Raw genomic sequence first — 12736 nt, forward strand, 5'->3', positions numbered from 1 at the left:
GTTCAGCCGTGCCCATGCAACCCTGGTTCACCGACGCCAAGTTGGGGATCTTCGTCCACTGGGGGATCTACGCCGTCGACGGCGTCCAGGAGTCCTGGTCGTTCTACGACGACATCGTGCCGCACGACCGGTACATGTCCCAGCTCGACCGCTTCACCGGCGCCCGCTACGACCCGAAGGCCTGGGCCGACCTGTTCGCCAGGGCGGGCGCCAAGTACGCCGTCCTCACCAGCCGCCACCACGACGGCGTCGCCCTGTGGGACACCGAGTACGGCGACCTCGGTCTCGGCCGCGACTACCTCACCGGCTACGCCGACGCACTGCGCGAGAAGGACCTCAAGGTCGGCCTGTACTACTCGCACTCCGACTGGAACCACCCCGACTACGCCACCACCCGCAAGCCGGGCCGCCCGCCGGAGCAGGAGGACAACCGCTACTCCGAGTGCTCGGCCGAGGACGAGGACCTGGTGGCCTGGGAGCGGTTCATGACCTACCGGGACGGCCAGATAAGGGAGTTGGCCTCCCGCTACCGGCCCGACCTGATGTGGTTCGACGGCGAGTGGGACCGCAGCGAGGAGCAGTGGCGCATCACGGAACTCGCCGCGCTGATCCGCTCCTACTCCCCGGACGTCGTCTTCAACGCCCGCATGCTCAGCGAGGGCGACTACGCCACCCCCGAACAGGGCGCACCCATCGAACCCCCGGACGGGCCCTGGGAGTTGTGCCTCACCATCAACGACTCGTGGGGGTACCGGCACACGGACCACAACCACAAGTCGCTGACCCAACTGGTCCGTTACTTCACGGAGACCATCGGTGGCGGCGGCAACCTGCTGCTGGACGTCGGCCCGATGGAGGACGGCACCATCCCGCAGCCGCAGGTCGAACGCCTCGAAGGCCTGGGGGAGTGGATCCGCAAGCACGCGGCGGCCGTGTACCGGACAGTGCGGGGGCTCCCGGCCGGGCACCACTACGGGCCGAGCACCCTCTCCGCCGACCGCCGCACCCTCTACCTCACCCTGTTCGACATTCCGCGCGCCGAGATCGGCGTCCGGGGTCTGGTCACACCGGTCCGCAGGGTCACGGTGCTGGGCACCGGAACGGAACTCGCCCACCGGGTGGTCGGCGGGCTGCACGAGGCGGTCGGCGTGCTGTGGATCGACCCCCCGGCCGGCTCCGACCTCGACCCGCACGCCACGGTGCTCGCGCTGGAACTGGACGGCGAACTGGAGCTGTACCGGGGATCGGGACGCTTCTGACGGAGTCGTGGGCCGGATGGTGGTCGACGGCAAACGTTCGGGTCGGCCGGTCGCTCCCCGTGACAGCGGCCGACCGACCCGATCCCCCGTGCATCCCTGTGCTTCCCCCGCAGGACCCCGGCGCTTCCCCCACGCACCCCCGGTGGGGCCCTTCACCCATAAGAGTGGGCACCCCGGTTCCTGATACACCTTCGGAGAAAAAAAGTCCCCCGGACGGGAATCCGGGGGACTTCGCTCTCGCTTCGGTGTCTAGGCGGTGGCGGCGGCGGGTGCGTCCACCGCGTTCGCGGCCGTCTGCACGGAGTCGGCGGAGTCCGCGGAGTCGGCAGGCACCGGCGTGGCGGTGGGCGGCAGCAGCGGCTCGGTGTCCTCGATCCGCTGGTGCGGCAGCGACACCGCGCGCAGCGGCCGCGGCCCCGACACCACCGTGTAGTCCTGCCCCAGGAACGGCGGCACGACCTCGCCCGGCTCCTCGCCGAGCGCCAACTGCACCGCCGCCCAAGGCGCGTTGACGCCGCACAGGGACAGTTGGTGCAGTCCGCCGGCCGGGCGGGTGTTGACGTCCATCAGGACCGGCCGGTCGCCGAACATCCGGAACTGGATGTTGGACAGGTAGTGCAGCCCGAAGCCCTCGGCGATCAGCCGCGCCGGCTCCAGCCACTGCTCGTGCAGCGTGAAGCCCCGGCGGCGGCCGTTCTTCGTGCGGCCGATGGCCATCCGCAGGATGTTGTCGGGGCCGGTGAGGCAGTCCACGGACACCTCAGGCTCCTCCAGGCGCGGCATGACCAGCCAGTCGACCTGCTCCTCGGACTGCTCCTCGGCGGCCTGCTGCAACGCCTCGACCACCATGTCCAGTTGGACGTACGCGCTGGGGAAGCCGCTGAGGTGCGAGAGCGAGAAGGGGGCGCGGGTGATCACCCGGAAGCCCACCCCGCCCGCGCCGGACGCCGGCTTGAAGCAGGCCTTGTGTCCCGCCTCCTCCAACTCCTCGACGGCGGCGACGAGTTGATCGGCCGTCCGGACCCGGTACCACGGCGGCACGGGCACGCCGATCGCCTGCACGGCCTCGTACGCGATCACCTTGTCGTGGAAGACGGCGACGGCCTCCGGCGGCGGCGCGAGCAGCGCGGTGCCGGCCGCCTCGAAGTCGGCGCGGTGCGCGACGATCGCCGCCTGGTGCAGCCGGGGCACGAACACGTCGATGCTGCGGCGCTTGCACTGGGAGAGCGCGTACTCGACGTACCCGGCCGGGGAGAGGCCCTGCGGCTCCAGCTCGGCGGTGTCGGCGGCGGCCAGCACGGGCGAGTCGGCGTCGCCGTGCGTGGCATGGATCTCGACGGCGCGATCGCTGGGATTTCGGCGTAGCTGATCCGTGAAGAACACGTTCTCCGCGTACGTGCGGTTGAGCCAGACGCGTACGCGAGAGACCATGCGAGGCCGCCTTTCACGGTTCGCGGGCAGGGCGAAGCAGGCCCGGCCCGGGCAGGGGGAATGGTGGGTCACCAAACCGCCCTGCGTGAAGGGACGTCCATGGCGGTGGTGTTGGGGCGATCATACGGCTTCCGAGGGGTACACCGTGCAACGCGCGTGTTACGGATTCGCCGATCCCGTTCACCTGTGGCTCGAGTTCGGATAGAGGCGCGCTCCGGCGCAGGTGGAGTACGTGTGCAGGGCCCGGCGGGGGACGCGATTCGACCTTGTACCGCAGGCGTGAATATGTTCTCGTGGTGACAGTTGGCGTGTTCGTGAGAAGGCGGAGTGTGGACTTGTGAGCGGGGGCGGAAGGTGACGTCGACAGCCGGTGGCGCCGGACAATTGCTGGCCATCAGCGATCTGCACATCGGCTACGCGGAGAACCGCGCCCTGGTCGAGGCCATGGCCCCGGAGTCGGACGAGGACTGGCTACTGGTCGCCGGTGACGTCTCGGAGAACGTGGCGGACATCCGCTGGGCGCTGAAGACCCTCGCGAGCCGCTTCGCCAAGGTGGTCTGGGCCCCGGGCAACCACGAGCTGTGGACCCACCCGAAGGACCCGGTCACGCTGCGCGGGGTCGCCCGCTACGAGCACCTCGTCGAGGTCTGCCGCGACCTGGGCGTGACGACCCCCGAGGACCCCTACCCGGTGTGGGAGGGCCCCGGCGGCCCGGTCGCCGTCGCACCGCTGTTCCTGCTGTACGACTACTCGTTCCTCCCGGAGGGTTGCACGACCAAGGCGGAGGGGCTGGCCTACGCGGAGAGCACCGGCATCGTCTGCAACGACGAGTACCTGCTGCACCCCGACCCGTACCCGAGCCGCGAGGCCTGGTGCCGGGCGCGTGTCGCCGAGACCGAGCGGCGGCTCGCCGAGATCCCCGACGACCTGCCGATCGTCCCCGTCAACCACTACCCCCTGCACCGGCACCCGATGGACGTCCTGTGGTATCCCGAGTTCGCCATGTGGTGCGGCACCGGGCTGACCGCGGACTGGCACCGCCGGTTCCGGATCGAGACCATGGTCTACGGCCACCTCCACATTCCGCGGACCACCTGGCACGAGGGCGTCCGCTTCGAGGAGGTGTCGGTGGGCTACCCCCGCGAATGGTCCAAGCGGCCGGAGCCCCCGGGCCGGCTGCGGCGCATCCTGCCCGGAGAGGCCGAGGCCGAGTGATCGAGGAACTGTTGCCGGCGTCGGTGGTTGCGGTGGAGGCCTTCGGCGAGGAGGGCGTCCGCGAGTTCGGGGACGCGCCGCTGTACCCGGCGGAGGAGGCGCTCGTGGCGCGCGCGGTCGAGAAGCGCCGCCGCGAGTTCACCGTCGTACGGGCCTGCGCGCGGCGCGCCATGGAGAAGCTCGGCGTGCCCCCGCAGCCGCTGCTGCCGGGCGAGCGCGGCGCGCCGCAGTGGCCGGAGGGGCTGACGGGCAGCATGACCCACTGCGCGGGCTACTGCGGCGCGGCCCTGGTCCGGTCCGGTGACCTGGCCTCCGTCGGCATCGACGCCGAACCGCACGAGCCGCTGCCCGAGGGCGTCCTGTCCGCCGTCGCCCTGCCCGCGGAGGCGGAGCGGCTCGGCCGGCTGACCGCGGACCGTCCCGAAGTGCACTGGGACCGGCTGCTGTTCAGCGCCAAGGAGTCCGTCTACAAGGCGTGGTTCCCCCTGACCCGCAAGTGGCTGGACTTCAGCGAGGCCGACATAGACCTCGTCGCCGACGGCCCCGCCGGGCAGGCGCAGGGCGCCTTCCGGGCCCGGCTGCTCGTGCCCGGACCGGTCGTCGGAGACCGGCGGCTCGGGCACTTCGACGGCCGCTGGACCGTACGCCGAGGGCTGGTGGCCACGGCGATCACGGTCCAGCACATCTGAGACACCGCCCGGGCGAGGTGCCGCGCCAGGTCACGGGACGGGGTACCAGTGGTGCAGCAGGCGGAAGAACTCCGCCTCGTTGCCCGCCAACCCCGCCTCGGCGAGGGCCTGTTCGGCCTCGGCCAGGACGGCGGGCGTCACCAGGCACCCTTCGTGGCGCCCCTGGTCGTCGAAGGCGGCCCGCACGGTGTGCAGCAGCCGTAGGTAGGCCTGTACGGCGGTGCGCTCGCGGTCGGTCAGTACGGCTGTGGGCATCGGTCGGCTCTCCCCGTGTCGGCGTCGTCTCCCCCGCGCCCCGACGGCGCGTACGCCCCCGTGCGGCGGCGCACCTCCCAGCTTGCCGCCCGCCACTGACAATCCGGCCCCGCCGCACGACGGTTCGCCCGCTTAGCGGAGGTGAAACCTGCTCGAAATCCCCCGGCGGAAACGGGTCCTACGCTGGTGGGAAGGGCGTCGGCGCACCGCCGGCGGCCGGTGACACAGGAGGCGAGCGGGTGGTCGACGTTCCGCAGCGGCGCCCCGCGCGCGCCGCCCGGCTGCGCCCGGTGGGCGACGGTGAGTTGGAGTTGCAGTACCGGGTCGTGCACGGTTACCGGCGCGCGTTCCGGATGGCCGGTGAGGGTCCTGCGCTGGTCCTCATCCACGGCATCGGCGACTCCTCGGCCACCTGGACCGAGCTGATCCCCGGCCTCGCCCGCACCCACACCGTCATCGCCCCCGACCTCCTCGGCCACGGGGCCTCCGACAAACCCCGCGCCGACTACTCGGTCGCCGCCTACGCCAACGGTCTGCGCGACCTGCTCAGCACGCTCGGCGTGGAGTCGGCGACCCTGGTCGGGCACTCGCTGGGCGGGGGAGTGGCGATGCAGTTCGCCTACCAGTTCCCCGAGCGCACCGAACGGCTGATCCTGGTCAGCGCGGGCGGAGTCGGCCGCGAAGTCACCCCCGCCCTGCGGCTGGTGTCCCTGCCGGGCGCCCATCTGGCGCTGTCCGCACTCCGGTTGCCGGGAGCCCGGCTCCAAGTCGGCCTCGCCGTACGGCTGATGAAGCTGCTGGACACCGATCTCGGCCAGGACGCCCCCGACCTGCTCCACCTCGTCGACGCGCTGCCGGACGAGACCTCGCGCAACGCCTTCGTCCGCACGCTGCGCGCGGTCGTCGACGGGCGCGGTCAGGTCGTCACGATGCTCGACCGCTGCTATCTGACGGCCGGCATGCCGACGATGCTGCTGTGGGGCGACCGGGACAGCGTGGTGCCCGTACGGCACGCGTACCGCGCCCACGAGGCGATGCCGGGCAGTCGGCTGGAGATCTTCGAGGGCGCAGGCCACTTCCCGTTCCACAGCGACCCGGCCCGGTTCCGCGCCCTCGTCGAGGAGTTCACCCGCACCACGGCTCCCGCCGACTGGAGCCGCGAACACTGGCGCGCGCTCCTGCGGGAGGGCCGCCCCGGCGCGGGCCCGACGGGCCTGTCGGACGACGCGGCACGCGCCCTGCGCGACGCAGGCGAACGCAGCGCGACCTGAACTGACTTGCCCAGACCGGACCTGACTTGACCCGACCCGACGTGTCCGCCGTGAGCGTTCTGCTCAGCTCTGCGGCCCCAGATAGCCCAGCGACGCTTCGATCCGTCCGGCCAGTTGGTCGCGCTGCCCGCGTCCCCGGGGCGACGAACCGGCCAGCCACGTACGGCACTTGCTGGCCAGCAGCAGGCCGAAGCTCTCGGCCTGTTTCTCGTCGGCCAGGTCGAACCGGGTGCGCGCGGCGACGCTGCGGACCGTGGCCTGGAGGTCCGCCCCGTCGGTGAGTAAACGCGCCGCGACCGCCGCGCCCTCGACGTGATGGCTGCAGTGGCCCGCCTTCATGTGCCACAGCTCGTGGCCCAGGATCACCAACTGGTGCTCGGGCGCGGTGCGTTCCTCGATGACGACGAGATCCTGGTCGGCCATGTCCAGCCACAGCCCGCTGGCCGTGTCGGCCGGGAAGGCGGCCATCCGGAAGTGCACGGGGCGCCCGCGCCGTCTGCTCATCCCGGCGCACAGGGCGGTGTACAGCTCGGTCGGCGCGGCCGGGGCCGGGAGAGTCAGTTCCGTGACGAGTTCGCCGCTGAGGCGGCGCATTTCCTTGGCGATGTTCACAGTTCTCCCCCGGATCACGACTCGGGCCGCTTCACGCTCTCCAGGAGCATGTCCAGCCACTCGGCGACCTTGTCGCGGTGCTGGTCGGTGGGCAGTTGAGCGGCCCGCCACGCGATCCCGCGCACGCCGTGGTCCTGCAGCAGCCGCTCCAGCGGGTCCGCGGCGGCCGCGGCCGCCTCCCGCGCGGCGAGCTTCTGCAGCAACTCCTGCTCGGTGTGCTGGAGAGCGCCCGCGAGCGCCTCCGGGTCCTCGGCCGTGAGGAAGCCGGCGTGCACCCGGAAGAAGCGCTGGAGGGCGTCGCAGTGCTCCATCGTGGGCCGCCGGTCGCCGTTGATGAGGGCGCCCGCCTGCTGGCGCGACATGCCGGCGCCGTCGGCGATCTCCTGCTGGGTGTATCTGCGGCCGTTCGGCTTGAGCCGGGTACGGCGCAACAGGCCCAGACGCTGGAGAAAGCGGGCCTGCACATCGGGTTCACCGGCGGGCCGGCCGCTCAGCAGGGCCTTGACCACGGACTCCGGGACCCCTGAGGCGACGGACAGCCGCCCGGTGCCGAAGACCTCCGCGTGCGGCACGCCGAGCCGGTCGGCGAGCGTGGCGACGCGGACGACGACGGCCGACAGCAGCACCGTCGCCGTGGCGCCCGGAACCTCGAAGCCATCCTCCGACACCGACAGGTCTCCTAGGTCTCGCACGTCCCTCACACAGGCATGGACGGTCGCCTGAACTGCGTGGAGAGTAGCCGGTCTTTCGAACTCACATCCAGGTCTCGCCACAACTGTGGCCAATTTCAGCCGTCAACGAGCGCGGAATGCCACGATAGTTGACACGCCTCGCATCGGGGCAGCAGGATCGGGGCGCCGCGAGAAGGCCGCATAGGCAAGAGGGGTGACCTCCCGATGGCACATCAGGCAGGAGAGCGGCGGTCCGTACCGCGGCCCGTCCCCGAGAGTCCCGACGCCCGGGCGTATCTGCAGGACTACGCCACATACCTGGAGGCAGTCCCCTTTCCGTCCGTCGTCCTCGACCACCGCTGGGACGTGGTGCTGTCGAACGCCGCTTTCGCGTCACTTTTCCGGGACGTGAGCGCGCATCCGACAGCGCTGCCGGGCGACAACTTCCTGCGGTTCGTCCTGTTCCATCCGGACGCGTCGTCGGTCCTCGGCGACCATGAGGCCGGCTGGTGCCTGCCGATGCTCGCCCGCTTCGCGGCGGCCGTGGAGCGGCACGGCCACGACCACGGGTTGCAGGCGATCCGCCGCGAGATCGCCCAGGACCCGATCATGGAGGCCGCCTACCGGCACGGGCTGCCGCACTGGATCCGCGCGGTCGGCGAGGAGGCCGTCGAGCACGACGGGGCGGTCCGTCCGCTCCTGCACCCCGATCCGCGCTGGGGTGCCACGCAGTGCCGTATCGTCGGCGACACCCCCAGAACCCTCCAGGACTTGGGGTACACGCGGCTGACGATGGTGCTGCGTGACACCCGCCCGGCGTTCGCACCCCGCAGGAAGCGCACCGTGCGCCGCACGGCGAGCCACCTCAGCGTGGTCCCGGCCCCCGAGGCCTGAGCGACCCCCGGGACCTGACCGGGCACCGTCGGCGTTCAGGTCGCCGACGGCGCCCTGGTCGGCCCGTCCACCCCGCCCTGCTTTACGCAAGTGACTTGCGTCGCTTGCGCTATTCTTGCGCGCATGACGCGACGACTTGCGGAAGTGGCCAAGAAGGTCGGGGTCAGCGAGGCCACGGTCAGCCGGGTGCTCAACGGCAAGCCCGGCGTCTCCGACGCCACCCGGCAGTCCGTGCTGTCCGCCCTCGACGTCCTCGGTTACGAACGGCCCACGCAACTGCGCGGCGAGCGCGCGCGGCTCGTGGGCCTGGTGCTGCCCGAGTTGCAGAACCCGATCTTCCCGGCGTTCGCCGAGGTCATCGGCGGGGCGCTGGCGCAGCTCGGGCTCACCCCGGTGCTGTGCACACAGACCAAGGGCGGCGTCTCCGAGGCCGACTACGTGGATCTGCTGCTGCACCAGCAGGTCTCCGGCGTCGTGTTCGCCGGCGGTCTGTACGCCCAGGCCGACGCCCCGCACGAGCACTACCGGCGGCTCGCCGCGCGCAACATCCCGGTGGTGCTGGTCAACGCGTCCATCGAGCACCTCGGCTTCCCGGGCGTCTCCTGCGACGACGCCGTGGCCGTGGAGCAGGCCTGGCGGCATCTCGCCTCGCTGGGGCACGAGCGGATCGGGCTGGTGCTGGGCCCCGCCGACCATGTGCCGTCGGCGCGCAAACTGGCCGCCGCGCGGGCGCTGGCCGACCTCCCGGACGAACACGTCGCCCGCGCCATGTTCTCCATCGAAAGCGGTCACGCGGCGGCCTCCCGGCTCATCGACCGGGGCGTCACCGGCTTCATCTGTGCCAGCGACCCGCTCGCCCTCGGCGTCGTCAGGGCCGCCCGGCGCAAGGGCCTCGACGTGCCGGGGCGGGTGTCGGTGGTCGGCTACGACGACTCCGCGCTGATGAACTGCACCGACCCGCCCCTGACGACCGTGCGCCAGCCCATCGAGGCCATGGGCAGGGCGGCGGTGGAACTGCTGAACGCGCAGGTCGGCGGGGGTGCCGTAGCCCCCGAAGAGCTGCTCTTCGAACCGGAACTGGTGGTCCGCGGCTCCACCGCGCAGGTGTTCCGCCCCTAGATCCGGCCACTGACTGTCGAATAATTGCATATTCTGCGCGACATCTTGCGGACCCTTGTCGCCGGTGCTTGAGTGTGCGGCGCGCCCACCGCTCCTTCCCAGAGGGGTTCACCCATGAGAAGCACCGGGTTCCGCCGTACCGTCGCCGCGCTCGGCGTCGGCTGCCTCGCGCTCACCGCCTGCGCGTCGAACGACGACACCGCGAGCGGCACGACCCGCATCACGGTCAACTGCATGCCGCCCCGGAGCGCCAAGGTCGACCGCGCGTTCTTCGAGGAGGACGTCGCCGCCTTCGAGAAGCAGCACCCGGACATCGACGTCGTCGCGCACGACGCCTTCCCCTGCCAGGACCCCAAGACGTTCGACGCCAAGCTCGCCGGCGGCCAGATGGAGGACGTCTTCTACACGTACTTCACCGACGCCCGACACGTCGTCGACATCCGGCAGGCCGCCGATCTCACGCCGTATCTCAAGGAGTTGACGAGCTACGGCACCCTTCAGAAGCAGTTGCGCGACATCTACACCGTCGATGGCAAGGTCTACGGCATCCCGCGCACCGGTTACTCGATGGGACTGGTCTACAACCGCAGACTCTTCGAGCGGGCCGGCCTCGACCCCGACCGGCCGCCGGCCACCTGGGCCGAACTCCGCGCCGACGCACGGAAGATCGCCGCACTGGGCGACGGCGTCCTCGGCTACGCCGACTACAGCGCCCAGAACCAAGGGGGTTGGCACTTCACCGCCGAGCTGTACGCGCAGGGCGGCGACGTGGTGAGCGCCGACGGCGCGAAGGCCACCGTCGACACCCCCGAGGGCCACGCCGTGCTGCGAAACCTGCACGACATGCGCTGGAGCGACGACTCCATGGGCAGCAAGCAGTTGCTGGTCATCAACGACGTCCAGCAGTTGATGGGTTCGGGCCGACTCGGCATGTACCTCGCCGCGCCGGACAACATCCCGATCCTGGTCAAGGAGAAGGGCGGCCGCTACCAGGACCTCGCGCTGGGTCCCATGCCCGGCGGCAAGGGCACGCTCATCGGCGGCGACGGCTACATGTTCGGCAAGGACGACAGCCCCGAGCAGATCCGCGCCGGACTGAAGTGGCTCGACCACATGTTCCTCACCCCCGGCGACGGCTTCCTCGGCGACTACGCCCGCGCGAAGAAGGCGGGCGCGCCGGTCGGCCTGCCCGAGCCACGGCTGTTCACCGGCGCCGCCGACGCCAGGGACCAGCAGGTCAAGAAGGCCAACGCCAACGTGCCCGTGGAGAACTACCAGGCCTTCCTGGACGGCAACCACAAGCTCGAGATGAAGATCGAGCCACCGCACGCGCAGCAGATCTACTCCGTCCTCGACGCGGCCGTCTCCGCCGTCCTCACCCAGAAGGACGCCGACCTCGACCAGCTCCTCCAGGACGCCTCAGGCAAGATCGACGGCATCCTGGCCCGGGGCTGAGCCCGATGCCGACGTCTATACCGACGCCGATACCGAAGACCGCGGCGGCGCGGCCCGTCGAGGCGGCGGGCGGCCGCCCGGTGCAGCCGCCGCCCCCGGCCGGGCACCGCATGCGCCGCCGCCTCGCCGACCAGGCACGCGCCTACGCCTTCCTCCTCGGCGGGCTGCTCTGCTTCGCCCTGTTCTCCTGGTATCCGGCGATCCGCGCGGTCGTGATCGCCTTCCAGAAGTACACGCCCGGCTCCTCACCCGAGTGGGTCGGCACCGCCAACTTCACCCGCGTCTGGCACGACCCGGAGTTCACCGCCGCCTGGCGCAACACGCTCACCTTCACCCTGCTCGCCCTGCTGATCGGCTTCGCCGTCCCCTTCGCGCTGGCTCTCGTCCTCAACGAACTCCGGCACGCGAAAGCCTTCTTCAGAGTCGTGGTGTACCTGCCGGTGATGATCCCGCCCGTGGTCAGCGCCCTGCTGTGGAAATGGTTCTACGACCCCGGCGCCGGCCTCGCGAACGAGACGCTGCGCCTCCTACACCTGCCCACCTCGAACTGGACCAACGGCACCGACACCGCACTCATCTCCCTTGTCCTCGTGGCCACTTGGGCCAACATGGGCAGCACCGTCCTGATCTACCTGGCCGCGCTCCAGTCCATCCCCGGCGAGCTGTACGAGGCCGCCGAACTGGACGGCGCAGGCCTGCTCCAGCGCATCCGCCATGTGACGATCCCTCAGACCCGTTTCGTGGTCCTCATGCTGATGCTCCTTCAGATCATCGCCACCATGCAGGTGTTCACCGAGCCGTTCGTGATCACGGGCGGCGGCCCGGAGAACGCCACCGTCACCGTCCTCTACCTGATCTACAAGTACGCCTTCCTCTACAACGACTTCGGCGGAGCCTGCGCGCTGAGCGTCATGCTGCTGGTCCTGCTCGGCGCGTTCTCCGCCGTCTATCTGCGGCTCACCGGCTCCGGGGAGGACGTATGACCGCCACCCGCACCCTGGTCTCCCCGGCGGCACTGGCCCGCCCGCGCGGCAGGGCCGTCTACTGGACCGTCTTCACCGGTGTCGTCCTGCTCTTCACGCTGGCCTTCCTCTTCCCCGTCTACTGGATGGTGACCGGCGCGCTGAAGTCGCCGGACGAGATCGCCCGGACCCCGCCCACCCTGGTGCCGGAACGCTGGCATCCGGACGGCTACACCGACGCCTGGGACCTGATGCAGCTCCCGCGGCACCTGGGGAACACGGTGGTCCAGGCGGCCGGCGCGTGGCTGTGCCAACTGGTCCTGTGCACGGCCGCCGCCTACGCCCTGTCCAGGCTGCGGCCGGCCTTCGGCAAGCTGATCCTGGGCGGCATCCTCGCCACCCTGATGGTCCCGGCCCAGGCACTGCTCGTACCGAAGTACCTGACGGTCGCCGACCTGCCGCTGATCCACACCAGTCTGCTCAACGACCCCCTCGCCATCTGGCTGCCGGCCGCCGCCAACGCCTTCAACCTGTATCTGCTGAAGCGGTTCTTCGACCACCTCCCGCGCGAGGTGCTGGAAGCCGCCGAGATCGACGGCTCCGGGCCGCTGCGCACCCTGTGGTCGATCGTGCTGCCCATGTCGAGGCCGGTCCTCGGCGTCGTGTCGATCTTCGCGCTGGTCGCCGTGTGGCAGGACTTCCTCTGGCCGCTGATGGTCTTCTCCGACACCGACCGACAGCCGATCAGCGTGGCGCTCGTCCAGTTGTCGCAGAACGTCCAACTCACCGTGCTCATCGCCGCGATGGTCATCGCCAGCGTCCCGATGGTCGCGCTGTTCCTGGTCTTCCAACGGCACATCGTCGCCGGGATCGGCGCGGGCGGCACCAAGGGCTGACGGCCCT

General features: G+C 70.8%; 13 protein-coding genes. 9 read left to right on the plus strand and 4 right to left on the minus strand.

Features of this window, described 5'->3' with window-relative positions:
* Positions 1-8 precede the first annotated feature (8 nt).
* A complete protein-coding gene (locus BMZ82_RS05720; protein ID WP_177244398.1) occupies positions 9-1259 on the plus strand; it encodes an alpha-L-fucosidase in 1251 nt (416 codons plus the stop codon).
* Positions 1260-1508: 249 nt separating this feature from the next.
* On the opposite strand, the gene BMZ82_RS05725 is transcribed toward BMZ82_RS05720, so the two are convergent.
* Positions 1509-2690 (minus strand): ATP-grasp domain-containing protein, encoded by a 1182-nt coding sequence (locus BMZ82_RS05725; protein ID WP_093772300.1) that lies wholly within the window; start codon positions 2688-2690, stop codon positions 1509-1511.
* 354 nt (positions 2691-3044) lie between these two features.
* On the opposite strand from BMZ82_RS05725, the gene BMZ82_RS05730 reads away from it, so the two are divergent.
* Together BMZ82_RS05730 and BMZ82_RS05735 are read left to right on the plus strand one after the other, a co-directional pair.
* On the plus strand, positions 3045-3905 hold the full coding sequence (locus tag BMZ82_RS05730) for a metallophosphoesterase family protein (protein ID WP_093772302.1): 861 nt from the start codon (positions 3045-3047) through the stop codon (positions 3903-3905).
* Positions 3902-4594 carry a 4'-phosphopantetheinyl transferase family protein gene (locus BMZ82_RS05735; protein WP_093772304.1) on the plus strand — a complete coding sequence of 231 codons (693 nt, stop codon included), beginning with the start codon at positions 3902-3904 and terminating at the stop codon, positions 4592-4594. Before BMZ82_RS05730 ends, BMZ82_RS05735 begins: the two co-directional genes overlap by 4 nt.
* A gap of 30 nt (positions 4595-4624) precedes the next feature.
* Here BMZ82_RS05735 and BMZ82_RS05740 read toward each other — a convergent pair whose 3' ends face one another.
* Complete coding sequence (locus BMZ82_RS05740) at positions 4625-4849, minus strand: hypothetical protein (protein ID WP_093772306.1); 225 nt, start codon at positions 4847-4849, stop codon at positions 4625-4627.
* A 239-nt stretch (positions 4850-5088) separates the two neighbouring features.
* Between BMZ82_RS05740 and BMZ82_RS05745 the strand changes: the two genes are divergently transcribed.
* Positions 5089-6120 carry an alpha/beta fold hydrolase gene (locus tag BMZ82_RS05745; protein ID WP_093772308.1) on the plus strand — a complete coding sequence of 344 codons (1032 nt, stop codon included), beginning with the start codon at positions 5089-5091 and terminating at the stop codon, positions 6118-6120.
* Between the two features lie 63 nt (positions 6121-6183).
* Here BMZ82_RS05745 and BMZ82_RS05750 read toward each other — a convergent pair whose 3' ends face one another.
* Together BMZ82_RS05750 and BMZ82_RS05755 are read right to left on the minus strand one after the other, a co-directional pair.
* A complete protein-coding gene (locus BMZ82_RS05750; RefSeq protein ID WP_093772484.1) occupies positions 6184-6714 on the minus strand; it encodes a toxin-antitoxin system, toxin component in 531 nt (176 codons plus the stop codon).
* A 32-nt stretch (positions 6715-6746) separates the two neighbouring features.
* Entirely contained in the window at positions 6747-7400 is a 654-nt protein-coding gene (locus BMZ82_RS05755) for a helix-turn-helix domain-containing protein (RefSeq protein ID WP_093772310.1), read from the minus strand.
* 228 nt (positions 7401-7628) lie between these two features.
* Here BMZ82_RS05755 and BMZ82_RS05760 point away from each other — a divergent pair, with 228 nt between their 5' ends.
* The 5 genes from BMZ82_RS05760 to BMZ82_RS05780 all read left to right on the plus strand — a co-directional run bounded on the left by BMZ82_RS05760 (position 7629) and on the right by BMZ82_RS05780 (position 12729).
* The gene (locus BMZ82_RS05760) at positions 7629-8297 is read left to right on the plus strand and encodes an MmyB family transcriptional regulator (RefSeq protein ID WP_093772312.1); all 669 of its coding nucleotides are present in this window, start codon (positions 7629-7631) and stop codon (positions 8295-8297) included.
* A gap of 123 nt (positions 8298-8420) precedes the next feature.
* The gene (locus BMZ82_RS05765; RefSeq protein ID WP_177244399.1) at positions 8421-9416 is read left to right on the plus strand and encodes a LacI family DNA-binding transcriptional regulator; all 996 of its coding nucleotides are present in this window, start codon (positions 8421-8423) and stop codon (positions 9414-9416) included.
* A gap of 114 nt (positions 9417-9530) precedes the next feature.
* Entirely contained in the window at positions 9531-10871 is a 1341-nt protein-coding gene (locus tag BMZ82_RS05770; protein WP_093772316.1) for an ABC transporter substrate-binding protein, read from the plus strand.
* A gap of 29 nt (positions 10872-10900) precedes the next feature.
* Entirely contained in the window at positions 10901-11854 is a 954-nt protein-coding gene (locus BMZ82_RS05775) for a carbohydrate ABC transporter permease (RefSeq protein ID WP_093772486.1), read from the plus strand.
* A complete protein-coding gene (locus BMZ82_RS05780; protein WP_093772318.1) occupies positions 11851-12729 on the plus strand; it encodes a carbohydrate ABC transporter permease in 879 nt (292 codons plus the stop codon). Before BMZ82_RS05775 ends, BMZ82_RS05780 begins: the two co-directional genes overlap by 4 nt.
* The last annotated feature ends 7 nt before the right edge of the window (positions 12730-12736 follow it).

This window comes from Streptomyces sp. yr375, from assembly GCF_900110755.1.
Classification (GTDB): domain Bacteria; phylum Actinomycetota; class Actinomycetes; order Streptomycetales; family Streptomycetaceae; genus Streptomyces.

What these genes read in the sequence shown, in the direction of transcription:
- BMZ82_RS05740 (WP_093772306.1), bottom strand. Translation starts at nt 4,849, where the DNA reads ATGCCCACAGCCGTACTGACCGACCGCGAGCGCACCGCCGTACAGGCC.
- BMZ82_RS05765 (WP_177244399.1), top strand. Translation starts at nt 8,421, where the DNA reads ATGACGCGACGACTTGCGGAAGTGGCCAAGAAGGTCGGGGTCAGCGAG.
- BMZ82_RS05725 (WP_093772300.1), bottom strand. Translation starts at nt 2,690, where the DNA reads ATGGTCTCTCGCGTACGCGTCTGGCTCAACCGCACGTACGCGGAGAAC.
- BMZ82_RS05750 (WP_093772484.1), bottom strand. Translation starts at nt 6,714, where the DNA reads ATGCGCCGCCTCAGCGGCGAACTCGTCACGGAACTGACTCTCCCGGCC.
- BMZ82_RS05760 (WP_093772312.1), top strand. Translation starts at nt 7,629, where the DNA reads ATGGCACATCAGGCAGGAGAGCGGCGGTCCGTACCGCGGCCCGTCCCC.
- BMZ82_RS05780 (WP_093772318.1), top strand. Translation starts at nt 11,851, where the DNA reads ATGACCGCCACCCGCACCCTGGTCTCCCCGGCGGCACTGGCCCGCCCG.
- BMZ82_RS05770 (WP_093772316.1), top strand. Translation starts at nt 9,531, where the DNA reads ATGAGAAGCACCGGGTTCCGCCGTACCGTCGCCGCGCTCGGCGTCGGC.